At 66.9% G+C, this 26,405-nt stretch carries 22 protein-coding genes and 4 pseudogenes; 9 read left to right on the forward strand and 17 right to left on the reverse strand.

From position 1 onward, the window contains the following. Positions 1–13 precede the first annotated feature (13 nt). Positions 14–1,135 carry a DUF7159 family protein gene (locus L6444_RS14105; RefSeq protein WP_236983511.1) on the reverse strand — a complete coding sequence of 374 codons (1,122 nt, stop codon included), beginning with the start codon at positions 1,133–1,135 and terminating at the stop codon, positions 14–16. Between the two features lie 581 nt (positions 1,136–1,716). Here L6444_RS14105 and ag85B point away from each other — a divergent pair. Continuing rightward, positions 1,717–2,694, forward strand: a complete 978-nt coding sequence (ag85B, locus tag L6444_RS14110; RefSeq protein ID WP_236983513.1) for an esterase family protein — start codon at positions 1,717–1,719, stop codon at positions 2,692–2,694. A 71-nt stretch (positions 2,695–2,765) separates the two neighbouring features. On the opposite strand, the gene L6444_RS14115 is transcribed toward ag85B, so the two are convergent. Further along, entirely contained in the window at positions 2,766–3,332 is a 567-nt protein-coding gene (locus tag L6444_RS14115) for a hypothetical protein (RefSeq protein WP_236983515.1), read from the reverse strand. 67 nt (positions 3,333–3,399) lie between these two features. Here L6444_RS14115 and L6444_RS14120 point away from each other — a divergent pair, with 67 nt between their 5' ends. The 8 genes from L6444_RS14120 to L6444_RS14155 all read left to right on the forward strand — a co-directional run bounded on the left by L6444_RS14120 (position 3,400) and on the right by L6444_RS14155 (position 8,742). Further along, positions 3,400–3,858 (forward strand): DUF2834 domain-containing protein, encoded by a 459-nt coding sequence (locus tag L6444_RS14120; RefSeq protein WP_255731221.1) that lies wholly within the window; start codon positions 3,400–3,402, stop codon positions 3,856–3,858. A 4-nt stretch (positions 3,859–3,862) separates the two neighbouring features. Next, positions 3,863–4,429: a chorismate mutase gene (locus L6444_RS14125; RefSeq protein WP_255731222.1), complete on the forward strand. Its 567-nt coding sequence runs from the start codon at positions 3,863–3,865 to the stop codon at positions 4,427–4,429. A 107-nt stretch (positions 4,430–4,536) separates the two neighbouring features. Next, a complete protein-coding gene (locus L6444_RS14130; RefSeq protein WP_289624832.1) occupies positions 4,537–4,950 on the forward strand; it encodes a transglycosylase family protein in 414 nt (137 codons plus the stop codon). Between the two features lie 54 nt (positions 4,951–5,004). Next, entirely contained in the window at positions 5,005–5,460 is a 456-nt protein-coding gene (locus L6444_RS14135) for an SRPBCC family protein (RefSeq protein ID WP_236983521.1), read from the forward strand. A 21-nt stretch (positions 5,461–5,481) separates the two neighbouring features. Continuing rightward, complete coding sequence (locus L6444_RS14140) at positions 5,482–6,336, forward strand: SDR family oxidoreductase (RefSeq protein WP_236983523.1); 855 nt, start codon at positions 5,482–5,484, stop codon at positions 6,334–6,336. A 47-nt stretch (positions 6,337–6,383) separates the two neighbouring features. Beyond that, positions 6,384–6,806, forward strand: a complete 423-nt coding sequence (locus L6444_RS14145; RefSeq protein WP_236983524.1) for a lipoprotein LpqH — start codon at positions 6,384–6,386, stop codon at positions 6,804–6,806. 48 nt (positions 6,807–6,854) lie between these two features. Further along, positions 6,855–8,171: a cytochrome P450 gene (locus L6444_RS14150; protein ID WP_236983525.1), complete on the forward strand. Its 1,317-nt coding sequence runs from the start codon at positions 6,855–6,857 to the stop codon at positions 8,169–8,171. Between the two features lie 100 nt (positions 8,172–8,271). After that, entirely contained in the window at positions 8,272–8,742 is a 471-nt protein-coding gene (locus L6444_RS14155) for a nuclear transport factor 2 family protein (RefSeq protein ID WP_236983526.1), read from the forward strand. A 36-nt stretch (positions 8,743–8,778) separates the two neighbouring features. Here L6444_RS14155 and L6444_RS14160 read toward each other — a convergent pair whose 3' ends face one another. The 15 genes and pseudogenes from L6444_RS14160 to L6444_RS14230 form a co-directional block, all read right to left on the reverse strand. Continuing rightward, entirely contained in the window at positions 8,779–9,246 is a 468-nt protein-coding gene (locus tag L6444_RS14160; protein WP_236983527.1) for a type II toxin-antitoxin system prevent-host-death family antitoxin, read from the reverse strand. Positions 9,247–9,549: 303 nt separating this feature from the next. Then, positions 9,550–11,102: pseudogene (locus L6444_RS14165) on the reverse strand (MCE family protein). After that, a complete protein-coding gene (locus L6444_RS14170) occupies positions 11,096–12,205 on the reverse strand; it encodes a virulence factor Mce family protein (protein WP_236984125.1) in 1,110 nt (369 codons plus the stop codon). The pseudogene L6444_RS14165 and the gene L6444_RS14170 overlap by 7 nt, the downstream one beginning before the upstream one ends. Before the next feature lie 38 nt (positions 12,206–12,243). After that, a pseudogene (locus L6444_RS14175) lies at positions 12,244–13,825 on the reverse strand (virulence factor Mce family protein). Then, a pseudogene (locus L6444_RS14180) lies at positions 13,822–15,263 on the reverse strand (virulence factor Mce family protein). The pseudogenes L6444_RS14175 and L6444_RS14180 overlap by 4 nt, the downstream one beginning before the upstream one ends. After that, positions 15,260–16,300, reverse strand: coding sequence for a virulence factor Mce family protein (locus L6444_RS14185; protein WP_236983528.1), 1,041 nt, complete (start codon positions 16,298–16,300; stop codon positions 15,260–15,262). Before L6444_RS14185 ends, L6444_RS14180 begins: the two are co-directional and overlap by 4 nt. Next, a complete protein-coding gene (locus L6444_RS14190) occupies positions 16,297–17,604 on the reverse strand; it encodes an MCE family protein (protein WP_236983529.1) in 1,308 nt (435 codons plus the stop codon). The genes L6444_RS14185 and L6444_RS14190 overlap by 4 nt, the downstream gene beginning before the upstream one ends. Positions 17,605–17,608: 4 nt before the next feature. Continuing rightward, a complete protein-coding gene (locus tag L6444_RS14195; protein ID WP_236983530.1) occupies positions 17,609–18,481 on the reverse strand; it encodes an ABC transporter permease in 873 nt (290 codons plus the stop codon). Position 18,482: 1 nt separating this feature from the next. Next, entirely contained in the window at positions 18,483–19,196 is a 714-nt protein-coding gene (locus tag L6444_RS14200; RefSeq protein ID WP_370653177.1) for an MlaE family ABC transporter permease, read from the reverse strand. 624 nt (positions 19,197–19,820) lie between these two features. Continuing rightward, entirely contained in the window at positions 19,821–20,570 is a 750-nt protein-coding gene (locus tag L6444_RS14205) for a TetR/AcrR family transcriptional regulator (RefSeq protein ID WP_236983532.1), read from the reverse strand. Positions 20,571–20,818: 248 nt separating this feature from the next. Next, positions 20,819–21,136, reverse strand: a complete 318-nt coding sequence (locus L6444_RS14210) for a hypothetical protein (RefSeq protein WP_236983533.1) — start codon at positions 21,134–21,136, stop codon at positions 20,819–20,821. Positions 21,137–21,242: 106 nt separating this feature from the next. Further along, positions 21,243–22,415 (reverse strand): annotated as a pseudogene (locus L6444_RS14215) (amidohydrolase family protein). A gap of 23 nt (positions 22,416–22,438) precedes the next feature. Next, the gene (locus L6444_RS14220) at positions 22,439–23,791 is read right to left on the reverse strand and encodes a type I glutamate--ammonia ligase (RefSeq protein WP_236983534.1); all 1,353 of its coding nucleotides are present in this window, start codon (positions 23,789–23,791) and stop codon (positions 22,439–22,441) included. A gap of 19 nt (positions 23,792–23,810) precedes the next feature. Beyond that, positions 23,811–24,305 carry a carboxymuconolactone decarboxylase family protein gene (locus L6444_RS14225; RefSeq protein WP_236983536.1) on the reverse strand — a complete coding sequence of 165 codons (495 nt, stop codon included), beginning with the start codon at positions 24,303–24,305 and terminating at the stop codon, positions 23,811–23,813. Positions 24,306–24,336: 31 nt separating this feature from the next. Beyond that, positions 24,337–26,403: an MDR family MFS transporter gene (locus L6444_RS14230; RefSeq protein WP_236983538.1), complete on the reverse strand. Its 2,067-nt coding sequence runs from the start codon at positions 26,401–26,403 to the stop codon at positions 24,337–24,339. Positions 26,404–26,405 lie beyond the last annotated feature (2 nt).

Genomic DNA, 26,405 nt, shown 5'->3' on the forward strand with positions numbered 1-26,405 from the left:
ACACTGACGGCTCCTACTCGGGCGGGCGACCGGGCTCGGCAACAGAGTCGGGCAGCGGCTCGACCGCACCGCTGAGCTGGTACGGGCCGTTAGCGGGTTCCGGGGCGGGCACCGCACGGTTCGGCTGACCGCCGGGCGCGGGTTCGTCGACCTGCGCACCACCGGTGAGGTGCACCGGAGCGGGCGGCCGCGGCGCCGGCGCAGCCGTCGCCGCGACGGCTTCGGCGACCTGCGGCTTGGGCTCGTGGCCGACGTGCCGGCCGGGGCCGGCGTCGCTGCCCGGCGACAACTGCAAACCCACGGCCGCGGACACGGACGCCACGAAGGTGACCGCGGCGGCGGCCAATGTGGTGGCGGCGCCCGCGTACTGGCGGCGCAAGCGGACGGGGGCGGCCGCGACCGGCTCGACTTCCTCATCTGCCAGCGCCACCAATTCGGCGTCGGTGAACTCGGTGCTCTGCGCGGCGGTCAGGGCAGCGCCCCGCGCCACCGTCACCTGTGCCATGGTCTGGGCGAAGACGGGCACCGGCAGCACTTTCTCCAACTGCCAGGAGAAGTCGCTGACGTCGTCCTCGGAACCCACCACGACCACCCCGGCCGGACGCCAGGTGTTGCGGTCGAACATGCCGGACAGCCACGACGACAAGCCGTCGAAACCGCCACGGACGTGCTTGACGGCCGTCTGCGTCTGTCCGTCGTGCGTATCCACCATGACGACGGTCGCCCACTCGTGCTCGAGAATGCAGACCGCGGTCTGCTGGTATCCGATGACCGGCGCGATGGCCTTGGCCAGGGTTTCCACCGCGTCGAGCTGCCGGACCGGCACCACGTTGTCGAAGCCGGCGTCGGCCAACGCCTCCTGCAGCAGTGCGGCTTGAGCCGCGGCCTCGTCGGTCCAGGTCACACCGACCACATGCAACCGGTGATCGCTGGCGGTCGCCATTTCCCGGGCCCGCACCACTTCGGCCGCCAGCTGTTCGGCCGTGTGGGCCGCACGCACGCTGTGACCCTCGTGCCGGCCATCCTGCAACGGCAGCTCGCAATGGCCCAGAATTGCGCCGTCGGCGTCGTGTCCTTCAGCAAGCACCCACCCGAAGGTGGTTGGAGTCACTGACAGCCCAAGTACCGTATCCAAAGTTTTCGCACCTCAATCTGCCCGGACCTTGCCGCAACTGGTTGCGATACCGCCGGCACCAAGGGGCGGGTGCGCAGCGCGTCAGCGACGAAATGGCCCGAGATAGCGTGTCCGCAGTCGGCTTGCTCGGAGCGAGCCTACGCGGTCGGTGCAAGTTCGGCTGCGCTGGTCCGGGAACGGCCGGAAATGGTTGCGGCGCCGCCGGCGACGCCACGAATGCCGCCGAGAATTGGGTGCGGACGGCCCAGTTATTCCGCGACTCGTTGCTGAGCCCGTCTCGACGTGCCGGCCCCAGCCCGGGGTGGAAACACATAGTCAATTGGTTCTCGCGTTGCGACTCGTCCCGATTTCAAGTGCATAACGCGTGGATAACGTGGCGGCGTGGGTCGCGTCCGGGCGTGTCGCAACCGAGCTATAACAAATGCGGTCAACCGGCGTAGAGCCGCCAGTAACACAGTTGCTGCATCCGCGACGGTAACCGATATGGAACTGAAATGTGTTTGCGTCCGAATCGACATGCGGCCTATTCACACGGTAAGTTCTGCCGGGAGCAAAAGACATAAGGACAAGGGGCACTGGTTATGACAGAGGTGAGCGGGAAGATACGGGCCTGGGGTCGCCGACTCCTGGTCGGTGCGGCTGCGGCCGCGACCCTGCCGGGCCTGATCGGACTCGCCGGCGGTGCGCCGAGCGCGGGAGCATTCTCGCGGCCGGGTCTGCCAGTCGAGTACCTGCAGGTGCCGTCGGCTTCGATGGGACGCAGCATCAAGGTGCAGTTCCAGAGTGGCGGCGACAACTCACCTGCGGTGTACCTGCTCGACGGCCTGCGTGCGCAGGACGACTACAACGGCTGGGACATCAACACCCCGGCTTTCGAGTGGTACTACCAGTCCGGCCTGTCGGTGGTCATGCCGGTGGGAGGTCAGTCCAGCTTCTACAGCGACTGGTACAACCCGGCCTGCGGTAAAGCCGGCTGCACCACCTACAAGTGGGAGACCTTCCTGACCAGCGAGCTGCCCTCCTACCTGCAGAGCCAGCGGTCGGTCAAGCCGACCGGCAGCGCCGCGGTCGGCATCTCGATGGCCGGCTCCTCGGCGATGATCCTGGCCGCCTACCACCCCGCGCAGTTCATCTACGCCGGCTCGCTGTCGGCGCTGCTGGACCCCTCACAGGGCATGGGTCCGTCGTTGATCGGCCTGGCGATGGGCGACGCGGGCGGCTACAAGGCCTCCGACATGTGGGGCCCGTCCAGCGACCCGGCGTGGGCGCGCAACGACCCGTCGCTGCAGATCCCGACGCTGGTCGGCAACAACACCCGGCTGTGGGTGTACTGCGGTAACGGCAAGCCTAACGAGCTGGGTGGTGCCAACATGCCGGCCGAGTTCCTGGAGAACTTCGTCCGCAGCAGCAACATCAAGTTCCAGGACGCCTACACCGCGGCCGGTGGCCACAACGCGGTGTTCAACTTCCAGAACGACGGCACGCACAGCTGGGAGTACTGGGGCCAGCAGCTGCAGACCATGAAGGGTGACCTGCAGGGGGCTCTGGGCGCACGCTGACAGCCGCGCAACTACCGCTACTGCGCTTGCCGGGGAAACCCGTCAAGCGCAGTAGCGCTTTTCCGGGGTAGTCAGCGGCCGAACTGGTCGGTGACGTCGATCCACGCCGTGGCGTCGCCGCGATGGTCGGTCATGTTGCGGCACTCTCCGTAGAGGCGCAGCACGCCCAGGCCCGGATCGTCGTCGTGGCGGTAGATGATCACGGTCACGGTGTTCTTGGTGAGGGTCCTGCCGAAGGCGTGATTGGCCGGCGGCAGCCCCTCGATCCAACCGTCGGAGGTCAGTTGAGCCGCGACGCCCGGCAGGTAGGTGTCGGCGCGGGTGTCAGCGGGCAGCGTGAAGGTCAGGTAGACAGCGCCTTGGTACGGCGCGCTGTCGCGGTCCCGGCAGGACATGAGTAGATAGCCGGCGCTCGTCGGGTGCAGGCGGGCGACGGCGACGATGTTCTTGGCGGCGTCGACGGCTTGGTCGCGGCTCTGTTGGTCGGTGGCGGGGTGGTCCGGTGCGTGGATCGCGTCGGCCGGAGTGGAGTGGAGTTGGTCCAGGGCCAGAAATGCCCCACCCAGGACCAGCGAGATCGCCAGCGAGGCCGCGATCAGCAGCCTGGTTTGGCGGGTGCGCAGCCAATCGGTCCGCATCACCCCATTCTTCGTCACTGCCCGCAACGCTATGTCAATCGCCGGTCGGCTTCGCATAGCGTGAGCTATGGCAACCACGGCTCACACGTCCTCCATTCCCGCTTCTCGCAAGGTCCGCTGCGGGGTCTACGGCGCTATCGCCGTCGCCGCGCTGGTGGCTACCTGGAGTCAAATGATCGACTATTTCGGCGAAACCGCTCGGCTGTCTGATTACTGGCCCGACCTCCAGGTCACTCCGGCCTCCCGAACGATGACGGCGGACGCCGTGATGCTCGCGCTGGCGGCAGTGGTGCTGATGGTGGTCGAGGCCCGAAGGCACGGTGTCAAATATGTCTGGCTCTACGTTGCGGGTGGGTTCGCCACCGCGATAAGTGTGGCGTTCCCGTTGTTTCTGATCGCACGGGAGCTGCGGATGGGTGCCTCTGATACCAGCGATACGCCCCGTCCCGGAATCGTCGACACGATCCTGTTGGCAGTCGTTGCCGGAGCGACGGCAATCTGGACCGTCTGGCTGGACCTGGGGTGAGCAAGTGAGAGTCCGTCTGGCGATGCTGGCCCTGACCGTCGCCGCCGTGTCGGCGCCGCCGGCGCGGGCCGAGCCTGGCGGGCCGCTGCTGTCGCTGGTCGATGCGGCCGCCGAGCGGCTACAGGTCGCCGAACCGGTGGCCTCCTACAAGTGGCGCACGCACGGTGCGGTCGAGGATCCGGCCCGCGTCCGGCAGGAACTCGCCACCCTGCGGGAGGACGCCGCAGCCGCGCAGATCGACCCGGATTACGTCGCCACCGTCTTCACCGACCAGATCGGCGCTACCGAGGCCATCGAGTACAGCCGGTTCGCCGAATGGAAACTCGATCCGGCGACGGTGCCACCGGCGCCGCCGGACCTGACCACTGCCCGGACTGTGATCGATGACCTGAACACTAAGATTTTGTCTCACATATCTCTCAACTGGAGTTTGCTGCACTCCCCTGCATGCACGGCCGAGCTGGCCGCCGCCAGCGCCGAGTCAATCCGTCGGCGCCGCTTCGACGACCTCTATCGACGTGCTCTGACCGCCGCCACCCGGTCCTACTGCCAGGTCGCTGCGCAAGCCTGATCAACCCACCCGGTCGACGTTTGCGCCAATCTCAATGTGATGGATAACTGATCTCATAATTTTCTCCGGCGGGTAACGGATTGAACACGCCCGGCGAAATGCCGGTCATGACGCACATCACGAAGCCCCCCCTCAAGGCGGTCCTTGCCGCGGGTTTCTGCGCGGCGTGGATGTCGCTGGGAACCGCGGTGGCCAACGCCGACTCCATGAACTGGGATGCCGTCGCGCAATGCGAGTCCGGTGGCAACTGGGCAGCCAACACCGGCAACGGCGCCTACGGCGGACTCCAATTCAAGCAAGCGACGTGGGAGGAATACGGAGGCGTGGGAAACCCGGCGCAGGCCTCTAAGCAGCAACAAATTGCGGTCGCCAACCGGGTCCTGGCCAGCCAGGGTCCGGGCGCCTGGCCGAAGTGCTCCCGCGCGAGCGGCGCAACGCCGGGCAATACGGGAGTACCCAACCCGGGGCTGCAGCTGCAGCAGACGCTGACTTCGATCATCGGGATTTTCACACCCAGATAATGAATATCGGGGGTTAGCCTCGTTTCGTTACATGCGACGTGATTGGATCCTGCTATGGAGGGTTCAGCAACGGTTCATATGTCCGCCCCGGCCGACAAGATCTGGGAATTAATTGCCGATATCAGAAATACCGGACGTTTCTCACCGGAGACCTTCGAAGCCGAGTGGTTGGACGGGGCGACCGGCCCCGAACTCGGCGCGCGGTTCCGTGGCCACGTCCGGCGCAACGAGATCGGCCCGGTCTACTGGACCACTTGCGAGGTGACGGCGTGCGAACCCGGCCGCGAGTTCGGGTTTGCTGTACTGGTCGGGAACCGAGCGGTGAACAACTGGCACTACCGACTGGTGCCAGCCGGAGACGGCACGGACGTGACCGAGTCATTTCGGCTCACGCCGTCCCCGCTCAACCGCGTCTACCTGGTGTTGGGTGGCTTCCTACGGAAACGTCGCAATATAAGAGACATGACGAAGACGCTGCAGCGCATCAAAGATGTAGTTGAAGCAGGCTGAGGGGCGGCGGAGACCAGCTCGATGAAAAGCGTATTCATCACCGGCGCGGGCAGTGGGATGGGCCGCGAAGGCGTGAAGCTGTTCCATGCCCGGGGCTGGCGCGTCGGCGCGGTGGACCGCAACGACGACGGCCTGGCCGCCCTGAGCCTCGAATTGGGGCCGGGACTGTGGACTCGGGTCGTCGACGTGACGGACAAATCCGCCCTCGATGCGGCGTTGGCCGATTTCTGCGCCGGGAACGCCGGCGGCGGACTCGACATGATGTGGAACAACGCGGGGATCGGCGAAGGCGGCTGGTTCGAGGACGTGCCCTACGAGGCTGCCATGCGCGTCGTCGACGTGAACTTCAAGGCAGTGCTGACGGGGGCCTACGGGGCACTCCCCTACCTGAAGAAGTCTCCGGGCAGCCTGATGTTCTCGACGTCGTCCTCGTCGGGGACCTACGGCCTGCCGCGCATCGCCGTCTACTCGGCGACCAAACACGCGGTCAAGGGGCTGACCGAGGCGCTGAGCGTGGAATGGCAGCGGCACGGCGTTCGAGTTGCCGACGTGCTGCCCGGGTTGATCGACACCGCGATTCTCACGTCCACGCCCCAGCATTCCGGCGGCGCCTCCGCAGACGAACCCGGCGACGCGCCGGCGCAACTGACCCGCGACGAGCTTCGTGCTACCGCGCCGAAGCGGGGTATGTTCCGGCTGATGCCTGCGTCCAGCGTCGCCGAGGTGGCCTGGCGGGCCTATCATCATCCGCGCCGGCTGCATTGGTATGTGCCGGGCAGCATCGTCTGGATCGACCGACTCAAGGGCATCAGCCCGGAACTGGTTCGAGGTCTGATCCGCAAAGCGCTGCCGCGGCTGGATCCGCAGCGGCAATAATGTCTTCTGCCGCGGTGCGGCGTTCAGTTCCGACGCGGAGGTGGCTGGTGCAGAACCGATTGGTCACGATGGCGGCACTCGCCGTGGCTGTTGCCGGCGCCGTCTCCGGCTGCGCCGACTCCCAGACGGTGCCCCGCAAGGCCGCACACGTGACCATCGACGGAAGCACCCACGCCGCGCGCCCGCCGGCGTGCAGCCAGATCCAGGGCTACCGGACCATCGACATCCGCGATCGCGATGGCCAGATCCAGGCGGTGGTGCTGATGAGCGGCGACCGGGTGATGCCCCAGTTCGTCAAGATCCGCAATGTCGACGGTTTCACCGGCAGCTACTACGAGGGCGGCGTCGGCGATGCGCACGTCGACCTCGCCAAGAACACCTACACCATTTCCGGCAGCGCGTCCGGGATCAACAGCGCCAACCCCGACAAGGTGGTGACGACCGATTTCAAGATCAGCGCCGAGTGCTGAAGTGCCGCCTAGGCTGGGCGGGAACACACTCGGATCATTGGAGCAACGGTGAAGGCCAGACTGCACTGGTTGGCAATGCACGGCGTGGTCCGCGGGGTCGCCATGTACGGCGCCCGGCGCGGCGACTTGCAGGCACGGTTGATCGCCGACCCGGCGGTGTTCGACGACCCGGTGCCCTACTACGACGAAATCCGCAGCCGCGGTCTGTTGCTGCGCACCCGCGCGGGCTACCTGACCGTCGACCATCGCCTCTGCCACGATCTGCTGCGATCGGACGACTTCCACGTCGTCTCGTTCGGGGACAGTCTGCCGCCACCGTTGCGCTGGCTTGAGAACCGCACCCGCGACCACCTTCTGCATCCGGTGCGGCCGCCGTCGCTGCTGGCCGTCGAACCGCCGGATCATACCCGCTACCGCAAGACGGTTTCGGCGGTGTTCACCTCCCGGGCGGTGGCCGCGTTGCGCGACGGGGTGGAGCGGACCGCGACGGGGCTGTTGGATCAGCTCGCCGACGCGTCCGGCGCCGTGGACGTCGTGGGGCGGTATTGCTCGCAGCTGCCCATCACCGTGATCAGCGACATCCTGGGCGTGCCGGAGTACGACCGCCGTCGCGTGCTGGAGTTCGGCGAATTGGCCGCGCCCAGTTTGGATATCGGCCTGCCCTGGCAGCAGTATCAGCGGGTGCAGCGCGGCATTGCCGGCTTCAACGCATGGTTGGTGCAGCACCTGGAGAAACTGCGGCATGCCCCCGGCGAAGACCTGATGAGTCAGTTGATCCGCACCGCCGAAAGCGGCAGCGCGGACACTCATCTCGACGAAACCGAGTTGCAGGCGGTGGCCGGGCTGGTGCTGGTGGCCGGTTTCGAGACCACGGTGAACTTGCTGGGCAACGGAATTCGGCTGCTGTTGGACCACCCGGAGCAGTTGGCGAGGCTGCGTGCGCGCCCGGAGTTGTGGCCCAACGCGGTCGAGGAGATCTTGCGGCTGGACTCACCGGTTCAGCTGACCGCGCGGGTGGCCCGCCGGGACATCGAGCTCGCGGGCCGGCAGGTTCAGCGCGGCGACGTGGTGCTGGTCTACCTGGCGGCCGCCAACCGCGACCCGTCGGTATTCGCCGATCCGCACCGCTTCGACATCGAACGCGCCAATGCGGGAAAGCATCTCGCGTTCTCCACCGGGCGCCATTTCTGTCTGGGAGCGGCACTTGCCCGCGCTGAGGGCGAGGTCGGGTTACGCACCTTCTTCGATCGCTTCCCCGACGCGACCGCGGCCGGGTCGGGGACCCGGCGCAGCACCCGGGTGTTGCGCGGCTGGTCGACGCTGCCGGTGACCCTGCGACCGGCGAACTCTTTGGTCTCGTCGTAGCTTCGGCGAACGCGTCCGCCCCGGTGTCGGCCGAGCCGCTCGACGGCGCGCCGCCCAGCTGTGGTTGACACTGGTCCGCTGGCCCGGTTTATTGACCCCCATGACAGAAGTCTCCGCGCCGACAGCGCCCCGTTCCGAAACAGACGTCGTCACCGGAATGTGGCAGGCACTGTCCCGACGCGACTGGGACGCGATCGAGACGTTCCTGTCCGACGACTGCCTTTACGTCGACATGCCGATACCCGCGGCGTCGGCCCGTGGCCCGCGGGACATCGTGACGCGGCTCAAGCTCGGCCTGGAAGACCTGGCGGGTTACCAGAACCACGACGGGGTGCTGGTGTCCAACGGCGAGGATGTCATCTACGAGCACTCCGAGACGTGGACTTTCCCGAGCGGTGAGCAAGGTGTGCTGCGTTTTGTCACCGTGCACAAGGTGGTCGACGGCAAAATCGCCGTCTGGAAGGACTACTGGGATATGAACAGCCTGGTCGCCTTCGCGCCGCCGCAGCACTTCGAGAAGCTGGCCGGTGGCGACAACTCGTGGATCTTCGACGCGTCCGACTTGGTCTGACCGGGGCGGATCCGGGTCGCCGCCGGCGCGGCCTGGCTACGCCACCGACACGATGCGGGCGACGACCTTGCCGCCGCGGCTGACCTCGATACTCTGGCCCGCGGCCACCTGGTCGAAGTAGCGTCCGGCGCGATTCCTGAGTTCGTGCAGCGCCACCCGTTGACCGGCAACCGCCGGGATCTCATGCTGCAGTGCGTCGCCGGCTGACACGATCTGCGCCAGGATCTTGCCGCCGCGAACGACGTACAGGGTCTCGCCGGAGGCCACGCGGTCGAAGCACTGCCCGGCCCGGGTCCGCAGTTCGTCCAGCCCGACCCAGCCGCCCCGGTCCGCTGCGGTGGCGGTTCGCGCCGGGATGGGAGCCACTCTGCGGTCGCCGACCGGGACGATCCGGGCCACCAGCTTGCCGCGGCGGATGACGTCGAACGTCTCGCCCGCCGTGACGCGCTCGAGGTAGGCGCACGCGTCACTGCGGAGTTGGCCCAGTCCGATCACTTCCGGCATTTTCGCTCCGATCCCGTGCGTCGATTGGACCTGCTCCGGGGGGCCCCGCCCTCCGGGCCATTATATGACTGTACGTGCGGTCAGTGTCAAAACCCGTCCGGGTGAAGTCCCGGCCGGATCAGCAATACGCCGCGACGACTTCGCCCATAGTGCAATCCCGTTATCGATCAACGTTTTTCGTCATCCGGGCGCAACCGGAGGTGCGAATCCATTTGGTGGACAGACTGACTCGACGACACACCGGTGGGAAACTATGCATATTCATCCCTCTGCAGTGAACCGGCTAGCAGTGCCATGGGCGGTTCAGGGCGGTGGTGCCAGCATGAACTTCCAACCGTCGTCGCCGATTCCGTTCGAATCGCCGACGGTGTACCGGACCCCGTCCGGGGCCGACCAACTCTCCGCTCTGCGGAGTGTAGACCGGAGGCGGGAAGCCCGCCAGGCGTATAGACACACGGGTTGGGTTGCTGTCCGTTGCACGTCACACTGCCCGAACCCGGCCTGGTCAACGGGTCACTGACCGGCGGAGGCGTGCCCGGCACCCGGTCGGCCGGCGCCGGGTTGAGGCCGTTGTTGACCGACGGCGCCGGTACCACCTGACCGGGTTTCACCGGCTGGTCGCACCGCGCCGCCGGTGCCGGGCAGGTCAGGATCTGGTTCGGATCGCCATACCAAGGATTGGTGCCCGCCGGCTCATAGGGCCTCGGGTCACGGCACTCGCGCGGGGTGGCGGCGCGTTTACCCGGGACGTCGACACACGGCAGGTTGCGCGCGCCGCGCACCGCGTTGGCCGGAGTGTCTTGCGGGATCTTGCAATAGATTCCGGACGGCATCGGCGCCAGGCTGGTATCGGCCGGAGACCGCCACTGGGAAGCCGGCAGGAAACCGGTCAGGCAGGGCGGGGGCTGGTTGATCGTCAGCGAAGTGCCCAGCGAGGCGTAGCCGGGAAACGCCGACGTGACCGTCTGCCCTTCGGCCGCGCCCTGCGGATAAGCGACCAGCAGCTGCTCGACGCCCTTGTGGTAGCGCTTGAGCATGTCCAGCACGATCTCGAGGTTGGCCAGCGTTCGCGGCAGCGACTCGCGGACGTCGTCGAACACCGCGTTGACCTGATCGGCGGTCGGCGCCGCCTGGGTCAGGATGCTCTGCACGTGCTGGTCGTTTTCCGCGCTCTGGGCCGCCAGGATGTCCAGGTTGTCGGCCCACCGGTCGATCGCGTCGCGGGAGGTGACCTGGCTGTCGATGATGGGCGCGGAGTTCTCGATGATGTCGTCGACGTCGGCGAGGTTGGCCTTGAAGTCGCCGGCGATGGCCTGAGTGGCGTCCACCAGACGCTGCAGCGCGGGGCCCAGCCCGCCGACGGCTCGCGCCGTCTCGTCGAGGAGCGCGGCGATCTTGTCCTTGGGCAGCACCGCCAGCCCGCGGTTGGCGGCATCCAGGGCGGGCCCGATCTCGGTGGGTACGGTGCCCTTGGTGATGGTCTGCCCCGGCGAGAAGTATTCGTGCACACCGGTTTCGGACACCAGGTCCAGATACTGCTCGCCGACCGCCGACACCGAATGCACGTTCGCCGACGCGTCGACCGGAATCTTGTAGCGGTCGGAAATGCTCATGGTCACCAACGCGCCCCGCTCGGTCGGCTCGACGGAGGTGACCCTGCCGATGGTCTCACCGCGATAGGTCACATTCGAGGTCCGGTACAGCCCGCCCGAGATGGGCAGGCTCGCCTTCAGGGTGTACTGGCCGATGCCGACCGCACTGGGAATCCGTAGGTAGTACCAGCCCAGCGCCACCGCGGTGACCGCGCTCAGGATGCCGAACGTGATCAACTGGCGCCAGATGAAGCGGGTCAGCATTGCATGTCCGCCCGCTCGACCAGCGGCCCGCCGGGGACGTCGTTGGGGTTCGGTGTGTATCGGACGTCGGGGATCATCGTTTCCGGGTCGCGACCCCACGACTGCTCGAGTGCGCGCAGCGCCCCGGAGAAGCCGGTCCCGGTCAACACCGCGTTGTCCACCGCGCTCATCGTCAAGTCCAGCGTCAACGACAAGTTGAAGTAGTCGCCGCGGAACGACTTGAACACGGCGTCGATGTCGAACGGCCGCACCAGCATCAACTTCAGGGCACGGATCAAAAACGGTGCGGCGCGGCCGAGTTCACGCAGCGGGCACTGCATCGACAGCAGATCCTGATGGAAGTCGCTCTGCGCGGCGGACAGGTGCTGGTTGGCGACCCGGCCCAGCCGGCCCGTGGCGTCGATCGCGTTGATCAACAGGTTCTGCTTATCGGCGAAATGTTTGAGCAGCGGCGGGAATTCGGTCAGGACGCGATCCACCACCTCCGCACGGCGACCCACGTATCCCAGCAGCCGATTGGTGGAATCGATTGCCCGGGTGATGTCTTCGCGCTGTTCGTCGACTCGGGCGGTGAAGGTGTCCAGTTTGCCCAGGAAGTCCCGGATCTGCCCGGCCCGGCCGTTCAGGATGTTGTAGACCTCGTTCTGCAACGCCTCGACATTCGGCACGCCGCCGCCGCGCAGGATCATCGCCAAACTCGCCAAGGTCTGCTCAGTGGTGGGGTACGTCGACGAATTCTTCAGCGGGATGGTGTCATTCGGCCGCAACGGCTCGGGAGAAGGGTCCGGCGGCGCCGCCAACTCCAGATGCTGAGAACCCAGCAAACTGGTCTGCCCGATCCTCGCGGTGGCGTTCTTGGGTAACTTCACTCCCCTGTCCAGCTGCAGGGTGAGCGTGGCGACCCAGTTCTTCAGGTCGATCGAGCGCACCGTGCCGACGAAGACGTCGGCCACCCGGACCCGGCTGTTCGTATTGAGCGCAAGTGTGTCGGCCATCTGCACGTAGACGGTGTAGGAGCCGGGCCCGCTGCCGGGGCCGCCGGGCATCGGCACGTTCGCGATGCCCTGCCAGTTCGCGCACGACGTCAGCGCCACCACCGCCATGCCGATCAACGCCAGCTTGCGCCACACCCGGACGCCCCTCACGAGCCCGGCCCCCGCGGTGCGGCCACCTCGGCGGCCAGCGGCGGCCCGATCGGCGCTGGGGTCGGTGCGACCGGTCCCGGCAGCACCCCCGGCGCCGGTGGCGGCTGTGGGATCGGGACGGGCGCCTGCAGCCCGATGGGAGGCAACACCGGGTACTCGTCGTACGCGTTGGGCGGCCCGGGCGGGGTCTGCACCCCGGACGCCGGGGGTGCGATGTCCGCCGCGCCCATCAGCTCGGCCAGCGATTCAGGGGTCAACAACCCCGCCGTAACCGGGCCGACCTGCACCCCCTGCATCCCCGGTGCGACCACCCAGCCGGGGTTGGTGTTGCGGTGGGACAGCGGACCATCGGGCACCCAGATGCCCGGCACCGTCGTGTCCTTGAAACCGGTCGGCGGCTGCAGGCGGGGTTCGGAGTAGGCGACCTGCTTGGGCAACACCTCAGCGGTGCTGAACAGGTTGAGTCCGAACGGAAGGTAGTTGAACTTGATGGCGTCGAGAATCGGCGCCAGATACTGCGCGCAGAGTTCGGCCGAGTCTTGATAGCCCAGCCTGCTGCCGGCCTGAATCATGCTGCACATGAACTGCATTGGGTTCGCAAAGTTCGGGATCGCCGGGATGGACATGACCGCGCCGTGCGACGGGGTGGTAGATCTGGCTGAGGTTGGTCTCCAACGTCGGCAGCACGTGCAGCGCGGTCTCCAGACCGTTGAGCGGCTCGGGCTGGACCAGGGTGGTGGTCAGGGTGTCGAGGTTGCCGATGTCGTGGGTCAGGACTTCGCGGTTCTTGGCCAGAAATGGGCGCAGCGTGGCGAGCAGGCCGTCGAATTGCTGGATGGCGTTTGCGAGGTCGCGGTCGGATCCGGTCAGTTTGTCGGTGAACCGAGCCAGGTTGGTGTTCAACGCGACGAACTGCTGGTCGTCCTTGTGCAGGGCGTTGACGAAACGCGCCAGGCTGCGCACCACGGCGAAGAAGTCGCCCCGGCCTTCGTTGAGCGCCGTCAGCGCCTGCGCCAGGCTGTTCAGTGTGGTGTTGATCTGTTCGCCCTTGCCGGCCAGCCCGTTGGAGAACGACTCGATGAGTTCACCGAATGGGCCGCGGGGCTGCTGGGGTGTGGGACCGAGTTTGTCGATGATGTTGGCGACGCTCTCGCGCAGCTGATCCCATTCGGTGGGCACCTGGGTGCGTGTCAGCGGGATCACCGCGTTATCGGCCATGACGGGCCCGCCTTTGTAGGGCGGCTCCAGCTGGATGCTGCGCGAGGCCACCAGGGTGGGGTTCACCACCACTGCGGTCGCGTTGGCGGGCACCTTGTACCTGTTGTTGTAGTGGAAGGTCACCTTCATCTTGTCGCCGTCTGGTTCGATGCTGTCGATCGAACCGACACGGACACCCATGATCTGGACCTTGTCGCCCGAGTAGAGCCCGATCGCGGCGGGCAGGTAGGCGACGACGGTGTTGTTGGTCAGCTTCTGGTAGGTATGCCAGCCGAAGAAACCGGCGACCAGGGCCAGCGCGACCACCAGCGTCGTGACGGCTCGGCGCAGCCACGGGTTGCGGAAACCGAAGGCGCTCAACTCTGGTCACCTCTCGTGGGCCCGACGGGTGGTGGAGCCTCGACCCGGGCTCCCGGCGGCGCGTTGGGCGGTAGCGGCACCGGGGTGCCCGGGACGTCGGGCGCCGGCTCGCCCGGTCGGCCCGCGATCGGGATCCCGGGTGTGGGCGGCAGGCCGTCGGGGACCGGTGGTGACGTCTGCACGTCCAGCGGCGCCGGGAAATTGCCGCCGAACGGGCCGAGGTCGGTACCCGCGCACGGCAGCGGGTTCCCCGGTCGCGGCAGGGCGTCCGCTGCCGGGGTGTAGGAACAGGGTGTCCCGGGTGGGACCGCCGGTCCCGGATGTTCCGGCGTGCCTTCGAGCACCGGGGGCGCGGGCGGCGGCGCGCCGTTGGGGAACCGGGTGCCGTTGGGGTCGGGGAAGCGGAACGCGGGCAGGCCGGCGTCACGCCAGAACTCTTCGGGGTCGACTCCGCGTTTCTTGAACGCGGCGTCGACGAACGGCTGCAGCATCCAGTACGGCAGCAGATTGGACAGGACGATCTTGAAGTACGGCCCCGACGCGACGGATTCCCCCAGCGATGCGGCGAATTGACTTACGTACGTGAGGGTTTGAGCCAAGTCGTCTTTGCGCGCCACCAACAGGTCGCTGAGGGTGTGCAACTGCTCCAGGACGGAATTCAGGTTCGGGTTGTCATTGATGAAGCCCTGCACCTGAGCCGAGAAAGCCGAAATGTTGTGCAGCAAACCGTCGATGGCCCGGCCGCGTTCGTTGAACGCCGCCAGCAGCGTCTTGGCGTTGACCAGCAGTCGGTCGACCTGTTGGCTGCGGTCACCGAGCACCGCGGCCACCTGGTTGGCCTGCGCCAGCAGGTGCTTGATCTGCTCGTCGCGCTTGCCGACCGTGTCGGAGAACCTGGCCACCCCCGTCCAGGGCGGCGCTGAGATGTGGATAGGTCTGATTGATGGTGTCCGACAAGACGTTCAGCGATCGCTTGACCGTGTCGATGTCCCAGCCGGTAGCCGCGTTGGTGACGTCGAAAGCCGCGTCGTAGAGCTGATAGGGGGGTGGTGGTCTGCCCCAGTGGCAGCACGCCGCCGGGCTGCAGTGTCCGGGTTCCCCGCGGCTCGATCTCGAGCACCTTCTTACCCAGGATGGTGTCGGTCTTGATGGTGAGCCGACTCTCGGTGCCGATGGTGTGGGCGCCGATCGAGAACTTGACCCGCACGTGGTCGCCGTCGATGTCGAGCCCTTGCACGGTGCCGACATTCACGCCGGTGATGCGTACCTTGTCGTTCTTGTTCAACTGCCCGGTGTCGGTGAACTGCCCGTAATAGGCGGGCGAGGCGAACATCATCGGGATACTGGTGAAGCTCTGGCCGACGGCGACCACCAGCACCAGCACGGCGATACCCATCAGGCCGACGCGATGGCGGTTGAACTCTTTGAGCGTTCTCATTGCGGCGTGCACCTGCCGGTGGGCTGCTTCCAGATCTTGACCGTGCGGACCGGGCCGCCGGCCTGCAGACCGTTCCACTTGATCTGCAGGTCGCAGACGTAGAAGTTCACCCAGTCGCCGTAGAGGCCGATGCTGCGGCCGATCAGGTTGAGCGCGGTGGGAGTCTTGTGGATCAGATCGTTGAGCTGTTCGCGTTGGTCGATCAGCGGTTGTTGCAGCGCCTGCAGGTAGCCGATCTCCTTGTGCAACAACGTGCGATTGTCCGACAGCAGATCGGCGACGGTTCCCGCGGCGTTGCTGAGCTCCGCCACCCCGGTGGCCAGCGGATCGGCGTGGTTGCTCAGCCCGGTGATCAACCGCTCGAAGTTGTCGATAACGCCGTCGAACTCCTGGCGATGCCGAACGGTGGTGTCCAGCACGATGTTCAGGTTCTTGACCACCTCGCCGATCGCCTCGTCGCGTTCGGCGATATGCGCGGTCAGGCGCGCGGTCTGGTCGAGGACGTCGTTGATGGTGCCACCCTGCCCCTGGAACACCGTGACGATCGCCGAGGCGATGGTGTTGACCTTGTTGGGTTCGAGCGCTCGGAACAGCGGCTTGAAACCGCCGATCAACGCGTCGAGGTCCAGGGCGGGGGCCGTCCGGGCCAGCGGGATGAACCCGCCGGGCGGCAGCACCCGGTCAGCGCCGTCCCCCTCGCCGCGTTTGAGCTCCACGAACCGGTTGCCGAGCAAATCGAGGTAACGGATCTGCGCGGTGGTGGACTGGTACAACGGCACCGAGCGGTTGACGTCGAAGTCCACCAGGACGCGCCGGCCGTCGTCGACCAGTCGGATGGCCTTGACTTTGCCGACCTCCACCCCCGAGGCGCGCACGAACTGGCCGTTGCGCAGACCGCTGCCGTTGCTGAACTCGGCGGTGTAGCTGTTGGTGCGGTTGAAGCGCATCTGGGCGAACACCACGACGATCGACGCGGTGATGAGGAACAGCACCAACGAGACGATGCCGAGCTTGATGGCGCTACCGGTGATCTTCATGGGTTGATCGTGTTGTCCCCGACTTGACGGCCCCACACGTATTCGATTGCGTACGGCGAGCCGGTGTCCAAGTGGTTGTACGGCGCGAGGCTGGCACCGGTGTCGACCACCAGGCTCGGTGCCGGCCACAGGTCGTGCGTGATGGGTTGCCAGCAGCCCGGCGCTCCGCCGGGGCCGCCGCGTGCGTTCACCCGCGGCAGATTGTCCGGGTAGACATAGGGATTGGGCGCGCCGCCCACCACCCCGGCGAGTCCCAGCAGACCCTGGCTGAGCACCGCTCCGGTCAGTCCGGGCAGCGTCAGGATGCCACCCAGCCCCGACGTCAGTTCGGTCATGGTCTTCAGTCCGTAACCGTTGCCGCCGCCGGTCGTCTCGTAGGCCGCGGGTTCGGCGTCGTGGTAATTGCGGATGGTGCAGAAGAATTCGGGGCTGTAGGTGTCGAGTAGTTGCGCGGTGGGCACCAGGTCGGCGAGTCCCCGCTGCAGATAGGGTCCGCCGCGGGTGAAGATGTCTTCGCCGGTGTTGCCCAACCCGGCCGCGGACAGCAATGCGGCATCCAGTTCGGCTTCCTGGCGGTGCAGCGTGCGTGCGGTGACCACCGCGTGGTCCAGGGCCTCGAGCAGATGCGGCGCGGCATCGGCATAGATGTCAGCCAGGGCCGCGAATTGCTGAATGTCGCGGCGGATCCGCGGCATTCGCGGGTTGACGTCGTCGAGGATGGCGTTGGCGTTGACGATCGACTGGCCGAACTTCTCCCCCAGCCCGGTCAGGGCCTGCGCGGCGGCGGACAACGTCAGGTTCAGCTTGACCGGGTCGACCTTCTCCGCAATCGAGGTGAGCGTCTCGAACAACGTGTTGAACTCGGTCGTCACCGATCGTGCGTCGATCACGTGCTCCGGCGTAATGCGCTGCGGCGTCGGGTCTTTCGGTGAGGTCAGCGATACATACTTGTTGCCGAAGACGGTGGTGGCCCTGATGTTGGCGTCCACGTTGGCCGGAATCAGCCGGAGGTAATCCGGGTTGACGTCCAGCACGAACTTGGCCACCGGCACGCCGTCGCGCTGCACTTCCGAGATATTGGCGACCCGGCCGATCTCCACCCCGTTGTAGGTGACCTTCGATCCCGGATCCATCACCAGCCCGGTCCGTGGAGCCAGGAGCGTCAGGGCGGTCTTGGGGGTGAACCGGCCGCGGAACTGGAAGTACACGAACGCCAGCACCGCCGCGAAGACCAACAGGAACACCACGGCCGCCGTCTTGTACGGCGGGATGCGCGGCGCGTTCTCCTTGAACGGGGTTGTCATTCGGCTATCCGGTCAGGTTGAAGTTCGGGTTCTTGCCGTAGACCGCCATCGCGGTCAGGACGACGACGACCACGATGGTGATCAGCGACAGCCGCATCGACCGGCCGACCGCCTCGCCGACGCCGACCGGCCCGCCGTGGGCGGTGTAGCCGTAGTAGGAGTGGGTGGTCATCACGACCACCGCGACCAGGATGACTTCGGCGAACGACCAGCCCACGTCGTTGAGGCGCAGGAAGGTGTGGAAGTAGTGGTTGTAGGTGCCGGCGGACTGGCCGTACAGAAAAACGGTGGTCAGCTGCGCGGACAGGAAGGCAAGGGTGATCGCCAACCCGTAGAGCGGGATGATGACGATCAGGCCCGCCACCACTCGGGTGGACGCCAGGTAGGCGATGGAGCGGATACTCATCACCTCCAGCGCGTCGATCTCCTCGCTGATGCGCATGGCGCCCAGTTCGGCGGTGGCCCCGGCGCCGACCGTGGCGGCCAATGCCTGCCCGGCGGCCACCGGCGCCACGAACCGCACGTTGACCATCGCGGCCAGGAAGCCGGTGAACGCCTCGACGCCGATGTTGCCCAGCGACGCGAATCCCTGGATGGCGACCAGCGATCCGGCGGACAGGGTGATGAAGCCGACGATGGCCGCGGTGCCGCCCGCCACGGCCATCGCGCCGGTGCCCATCCCCATCTGGGCGACCATGCGCACCAGCTCCCGGCGGTAGCGGTGCAGGGCGAATGGAATCTGGCCGACCGCGGTGACCGCGAACCAGATCAACTGCCCGATCTCGAGCAGCAGCCGGGCCGGGGCGTCGCCGTACCGTCCTAGGTTGGCCCGCAGGAAGCGGCCGCGTGAGATGGCGGCCACGGAATGCCCGGCCATCTCAGCGTCCCGTCCCGAACCGGACACCGATGGTGGTCAGCGCCGCGTTGACGGCGAACAGTGCGATGAAGCACAGCACCACGGTCTCGTTGACCGCGGTGCCCAGACCTTTGGACCCGCCCTTGACGATCAGTCCGCGGTAACAACCGACCAGGCCGGCGATGAGCCCAAAGGTGGCGGCCTTGATGTTGGCGATCACCACCTCGGGCAGGCCGGTGAGTGCGGTCAGTGTGGACAGGTAGGCACCGCTCGAAACGTTCTGCAGGTACACGCTGAACAGGTAGCCGCCGCCCAGCCCGACGGCGATCACCAGGCCGTTGAGCAGCACCGCGACCAGCGTGGAGGCGACCACACGGGGTACCACCAGCCGGTGGATCGGGTCGATGCCCAGCACCTCGAGCGCATCGATCTCTTCGCGGATGGTCCGGGCGCCCAGGTCGGCGCAGATCGCGGTTCCCCCGGCCCCGGCGACCACCAGCACGGTCACGATCGGGCCGAGTTGGGTGACCGCCCCGATGCCGGCGCCGGCGCCGGAGACGTCGGCGGCGCCGAACTCGGCGAGCAGGACGTTGAGCGTGAAGATGAGCAGCACGGTTTCCGGGATGGACACCGCGATGGTGGGCAGCAGCGACACCCGCATGAGAAACCAGCCGGTCCAGATGAACTCGCGCCATTCGAACGGCCGCCGCAGCGCCTTGGCGGTCAGCACAGACATTCGGAAGAATCCGCCGGCGACTTCGGTGCCCGGCCTGATCTTGTTGCTCAGTCGGCCGACGACGCTGCTCGATGCGGTCATCGACGCGGCCCCCGGCCCGATGATTTCTGACTACGCGAGAATTGTTGAGCCATCCAGCTTTTGGACGCCGCAGCGGAGGCAGACGAGTGCGGGTGCACCGGGTTGGCGCACCGTGAGCGGACCCGGTCGCAGTCGCAATCGGGGGTTGCCGTCCCCACCCGCCGGCTGCACGCCGCCCGTGTTTGCGCCACCGGGCAACTATTGCATCAGACCGTACGTGCAGTCAATTACAAACGTGGATTTCAAATAATGCACGGTCACCCGCACGCCGGTTTGAAGACCGGCCGATGCGCCGGCATGCCCGGCAATGCAACGGGCACTTAGGTTTTTGTCAGGCTTCCGGGCGGTCTGTCGCCCAGTTGAACACGTGCCGCGCAATGGCCCGGCTCCGCGGACGTCGGTTAGATACTGTACGTACAGTCAAGAGTTCTGGTGCGTGTGGAGGCGCAGCAAAGTTTCCGGGTGTGCGCACGGCAGCAGCGGCGCACCGGCTGCAAGCGGTCAGCTCAACGTACTCTGGCGCATGACATTTGGGCCTTGCGTTCAGGCCGGCGCGCCTATCGCCGCGGTGAGGCATTCGCGCACCACCGAGACGAGATCCGCCGCCGGGTCCGCCCACTTGCTCAAACCCAGGCGATCGAGCAGCAGCCCGCCGAGAAAAACGTCGACGAACGCCGCACCCACCTGTTCGGGCGCCCGAGCCTCGGCCGGGTTGAACCAGACCCACATCCACTCCAGCGAGCCCCACAGTTGCAATGCGGCTAGTTCGACGTCGACGCCGCGAAACACCCCGACCTGCACCCCGCTTCGGATTTCGTCCACGGTGAGCGCCTGCAACTGCTGACGCAACTTACGCACCTGCTCCATGGCGGGATCGTCGAACAATTGCACCACTTCCCGCTGGCTCGCCACGGTCGAGTGCCGGGCGATCACGTGCAACAGCGCCGAGGTGTAGATGATCGCGGCAATGCGTTCGTGCGGCGCGGCGAGTCGGTCCCACACCATCCGCAGCACGTCGAGCTGGCGGGCCAGGTGCGTTTCTTCCAGTTCGCGCAGCATCTGCGCCTTGGTCCCGAAATGATGGACGATGGTGCCTTTGGACATGCCGAGCTCATCTGCGATGTCGCCGATATTCGTTCTGTCGTAGCCACGTTCGGCCACACAGCGGACAAACGCGTCGAGGATCTCGCCACGTCGGCCGGGCGATCTAGGCATCTCAAAACCTTTGGAGTCAACTAACCGTACGAACGGTCTATCATAACTGCGCCTGGTGGGGAAGCCCGGAATCGACACCCCCCGGGAATCGCGCGTCTGAATCGCGCGCCGAGTACGCCGGCGTGCAGCCGCGCCCGCGGCTGCGCCCAGCGCCGACCCTAAAATGGTTGCAGCAAAAAGGATTACGTGTTGTTGACCGTACGACGACCTGCTCGCGAGACGCCGTTGCAAGATTCAGACTCCCGACGGCCGCTAACGCCCGGCTGCCCGAAGTCGCTGGCGAACGCGGGACGCTCAGGGCGACTATCCGCCCGGCGCCCCCCGGCTCACAGGGCCTTCAACGGCTTGCGGCAGGCGCGTCCTTCGGGCGCGGTGACGACATACATGTTCGCCCCGGGGGCCGACTTGATCTCGCCGGCGGTGTACATGGTCATCAGTTCTCTGCCGTCGGAGTCGACGACACACACGTAGGTGTCGGTCTCAGGGTCGTACTCGAAGTGGTCCCAGGCCAGGACGAACGCCAGGCAGTTTCCGTCCCGGTCGGCAACGACCAGTTTGTGGGTGCCTGACTCCTTCAACAATTGCGCATCCTGCTCGCGCTGTTGGGGAACTCCGTTGTTGCGAACCTTCACGCTCTCTAGCATCTGTGCACTCCCTTGGCGAGGTTGGCTCCGTCTGGCGGGCGGTCAACGATCCCGACTTGGCGGCAGTTTGGAGATTACCCCCGAAATTTGCCTACTGACCAGGGGATTAATACCCTTCCGGCGGGTGCCGAAAGTGCTCGGTCCCGCCCGCGGCGACCGGGCCGCGGGGGTCGCCACTGGCCAGCCGGTAGAGGCGTGCGGCGTTGAGGTGGCCGATGAGGTCAACCACCCGGATCGCCTCGGCCTCACTCCACTCGCCGGCGGCGACGAAGCCGGCCAACACTGCGTGAATCCCGTGGCGCCACAACGTGGCACCCAGGAAATGCAGCTCGGCCGGACCGTACCCGTCCGAGGAGTACAGGATCTTGCGGAACGGCGCCAGTTCCAGCAATCGGGCGATAAATGCCGACGCGCGGGCGCCCAGGTGGTTCACGCTCAGCCCGCCGTCGACGTAGACGTTGTTGAATGCCTGGGCCAGATACCCGGCCTCGCGTTCGTAGGGATAGCAGTGCAACAACACGATCGGGGTGGTGCCGGACGTGCGCAGGAAGTCCAGCAGCAGCAACGGGTTGGTCTTGTCCAGATCGCAGTCGCGGTCCCCGAGGCCGACATGCAACTGCAGCGGTTTGCCCAGCCGCAGTCCCTGATGCAACCCGAAACGCAGCAGGACCGGGTCGGTCAGTCGGGCGGCACCCTCGTCGCGCCACCGCTGCGCCGCCTCGGCGACCTGCGCCGCCGCCGGTTCGCTCAGGTCCCTATCGAATCCGCCCCGGTAGGCCAGCACCGACTTGGTGCCTACCGCGGTGGCCGCGCGCCGGTGCAGGATCGCCTCGAACTCCGACGCGTAGTCACCGGCCGCCCGGGCCGGGCCGCCTCGACCGCGACCTGTTCCAGTCTGACCACCTCGTAGGCGGGACGCCCGGAAAGCTGGCTCAATTGCGCGACGTCGGTGACCTCGTCGCCGAAACCGGTGTCCACCAGCCAGTTGCTCACCCCGGCCGCCGGCAGGAACAGCCGGGCCAATTCGACCTCGGTGAGCCGGCTGCGGGCTTCCCAATATTGTTGCGGGTCAACATGTTTAGGCATCCCAAGGATGGCCGCGCAGTGGCTGCGGACGGCAAAGCCCAGTTGGGTGTCGAACCCGGAGTCGAAGTCGGCCAGGGGTTCGGTGTTGGCTTCGTTCAGGGCGTTCTCGAACCGCCGCCGGTCCCCCCGCCGTCAGCCAGCACCCGTGCACGTGTTGGTCGATCAACGCCACGTGGCGGATATGTTGCGCCAGGGCCGATTCCGACGGGGTGGCGCTCACAGGCTCCACGCCATCCGGAACTTGTCCGCCAGCTGTTCGGCGGGCAGGCTCCCGTACCGGTCATGTTCCATGCGGCGGACCGCGAGCACCATATCCACCACCTGATCTCCCAGTATCCGTCGTAACAAGACCGAACTATCCAGGGCGGCAAGCGCTTCCAGCTGAGCTTCGGGCAGCAGCTGGGTGCCGGCACCGGCCCGGTCCGATTCGGACAGTTTCGCCGGGTCGATGGTGGTCTGCGGCGGCAACACCGCGTCGGTCTCGATGCCGTCGAGTGCCAGCCCCAGAATCGCCGCGGAGGCCAGATACGGATTTGCCGAGGGATCGACGATCTTCACCTCGACATTGCCGCCCTGCGGATTGCCGGAGCCGGCGACGACGAAACGCACCGCGGCTTCCCGGTTCTCGACGCCCCAGCATGCGTAGGCGCCGGCCCAGTTGCCGGGCCGCATCCGCAGGCCGGACACGATGGACCCGCACAGGATGCCCTGTGCCTCCGGCAGGCCGCGCAGCACGCCGGCCACCGCCGCCTGGCCGGTGGCCGTCATGCCGCCGGGACCGGTGCCACCGGAGAACACCGGTCCCTGCTGGTTGGTCAACGAAAAATGTTGGTGTGCGCCGGATCCCACGCCACCGGCGAACGGTGCGGGTGACAGGCTGACCCGCAACCCGTGCCGGCGCGCGGCGCGTCCGATGACGATGCGCAACAGCACCAACTGATCCGCGGCGGCCACCGGCGGTTGGGGTGCCAACGATATCTCGAACTGATTGGCTCCGTATTCAGGATGGAACTGCTCGATCGCCACACCGGCCAGGGTGGCCCCCGCGGTGACGTCGCGGACGAATGCTTCGTGCTCGAGAACACCGGCCAGACCGTACTGGGCCCATAGTGTGGCCGGCAGCCGGCCGCCGTCGGAATCGACCAGCAGGAACTCGATTTCGTGACCCACGGCGGCTTCCAGGCCCGCCTCAGCGAGCGCGGCTTCGATGCGCAGCAGGGTGCCGCGGCCGCACGCCGGGACGGGGGTGCCGTCCTGCTCGAAGAAACCGGCGGGCGCCCAGGCCAGGCCGTCGCCGATCAGGCGCAGCCCGGACAGGTCGATGCGCACCCGCTGATCTCCCACCACCCCGACGTCGTCGGTGAACGCGATACCGGTCTGATCGATGGCGAAGGCGTGCCACGACGGGCTGGCACCCAGTCCGGGATCGGCGAAAGTGTTGGTGCGCCGAATCGGAACGGCTTTGGCCTGCGTGAGGCCGGCCGGGTTCACCACGGTGCCGATCACGGTGTCGACGCCCTCGCCCTCGAGTTGGGCGATGGCCGCGGCGGCGAGCGGGGTAGCAGTCACGCCGGCCGCCCGATCGTGCTCAGGCCCGGCTGGGCAGCGTCAGCTTGCACGCCTGACCGATGTCCAGGGTCCGCAGCACCCGTCCCATGCCCACCCACAGTGCGCAGGAGATGGCCAGGTCGGCGAGCAGTTCCTCGGAGAAGTGCTCGCCGGCCCGATCCCAGAAGTCTTCGTCGTCGCGCAGCGCGGTGTGGTCGGTGGCGAACCGGTGCGCGAATTCGGCTGCCAGCCGCTCCTGCTCGCTGTAGCCGGGCCAGGTGCGCCATTCGGCGGCATGCTCGTAGAGGTCTTCATCCACGCCGGCGGCCGGACCGTCGGCATCGCGGGTGTTGACGCACACGATGCACTCGTTGTCGTTGGCGATCACCGCGCGTGCGATTTCGCGGGTGCGCAACGGCAGCCGGTTGCTGGTGTAGACCGCGCGGCTGAAATTCGCCATCGCGCTGCCGAGTTCGGGGGATTTGAGTACCCAGCCGGCCACGTCGTCGTCGGCGAAACTTCCGATTCGGCTCATGGCGAGATGGTACGCCCGCGCCTGCCCGTCGTTAGCTACCGGTATGGGCGCCGGCACCCGACATCGCCACCGTGGGTGTCTCGTCATTCCAATCACGTTGAGCGATAACCCGATACGCGACACGACCGAGCGCGGCCTGGACGGCCTCCCGGTCCGGCCGAGCGGCGAATCCGGCCGAGCGGGACAGCTTGTCGGTGAGCCAGGCGACCAGCAGCGAATACACGTAGTCGACCTGCGCGACCCCGGCGGGAGTGAGCCGGACGCGGTCGCCGTCGCGGATCAGGTAGCCGGCGGCGGCCAGCCGCGCGAAGGTCGGTTCGAGCAACTCGAAAGGGATGTTCAGATGTTCGCCCATGTCGGTGAGCCGGGCCACCCCGAAGAACTGCTGATAGCGGTTGACCCGCAACACCGCCCACAGTCCGGCCACGTCGAGTCGGCAGTCCGGCCGCATCGCGATGCTGCGCAACCGCATGCCGGGTTCCGCGCGCAGCACCCGGGCGATCGCATTCTCCAGCATCTGCTCGGGGGTTTCGGTGGTGGGCATCGCGAAGCCGTCGCCGAGGTCGACGGTGCTGGGATGGATGTCGCGCAGTGGGACTTCGCGCAGAAAGAGCGCCAGCACGAACCCGACCGCGGCCACCGGTGCCGCGCACAGGAAGACCTGGGACAGCGACTCGGCGTAGGCGTGCACGATCGGGGCGATCACGGCGGCAGGCTGGCGGTGCAGGGCGCCCGGTGAGCTGGCCGCCTCGGCCGAGACGCCGCTGGTCGCCAGTGCCGGACCGAGCCTGCGGTTGAGGAAGTTGACGAACAACGATCCGAACACGGCGGCCCCGAACGAGCTGCCGATGGTCCGAAAGAAGCTCACCCCGGAGGTAGCCACGCCGAGATCCCCGAAATTCGAGGTGTTCTGCACGATCAGCACCAGCACCTGCATGGACAGCCCGATCCCGGCGCCCAGCGTCAGCAGGTAGACCGACTGCAGCGCGGCAGGGGTCGAACCGTCCATCCGCGACATCAGCACGAACGCGATCGTCATCAGCGCGGTACCGGCGACCGGGAAGATCTTGTAGCGGCCGGTGCGGCCCACCAAGGTGCCGCTGCCGGTGGAGGTGACCAGCATGCCCACCACCATCGGCAGGGTGCGCAGGCCCGAGGTGGTCGCCGAGACACCGTTGACGTACTGCATGAACGTCGGCAGGAACGTCATCGCACCCAGCATCGCGAAACCGACCACGAACGACAGCACGCAGCAGACGGTGAACACCGGGTTGGCGAACAGCCGGATCGGCAGAATCGGTTGCGCGGCACGAATTTCCACCCACACGAACACCGCAAGTGCCAGCGTCGACGCGGCGAACAACCCGATGATGGTCGCCGACTGCCACGGGTAGACGGTGCCGCCCCAGCTGGTCGCCAGGGTCAGGCCCGCCGCGCCCAGGCCGATGAAGGCGATTCCCGCGTAGTCGACGACCGGCTTGGCCGTGCTGGTCAGGGCCGGGATCGCCGCGCTCGCAACGCAGATCACCACGATCGAGACCGGCAGGTTGATCCAGAACGCCCACCGCCAGGTCATGTAGTCGGTGAAGTAGCCCCCCAGCAATGGACCCACCACCGTCGTGACCCCGAAGACCGCGCCCAGGATCCCTTGGTAGCGGCCGCGATCCCGCAGCGGGACCACCTCGCCGATCAGCGCGCTGGCGGTGACGGTGATGGCGCCGCCTCCGATGCCCTGCAGGGCTCGCGAGCCCACCAGCATGGTCATCGACGTGGCCAGACCGCACAGCACCGATCCCGCTACGAAGAACAGCACGGCCACGACGAACACCCGCTTGCGGCCGAACAGGTCACCGAGCTTGCCGACCAGCGCGGTGACGATCGTGGAGGCCAGTAGGTAGCTGGTGACCACCCACGATTGCCGGCCCGCGTCGCCGAGGTCGGCGACGATGGTCGGCAACGCGGTCGCGACGATGGTCTGGTCCAAGGCGGCCAGCAGCATTCCCAGCATGACGGCGAGGAAGATGAAGTTGCGCCGCTGCGGGGTTATCTCTGGGGCGATCGGTGCGGAGATCGCAGTGCCGCCTGCGGTTGTCGTCATGA

The organism is Mycobacterium kiyosense (assembly GCA_021654635.1).
GTDB lineage: Bacteria > Actinomycetota > Actinomycetes > Mycobacteriales > Mycobacteriaceae > Mycobacterium > Mycobacterium kiyosense.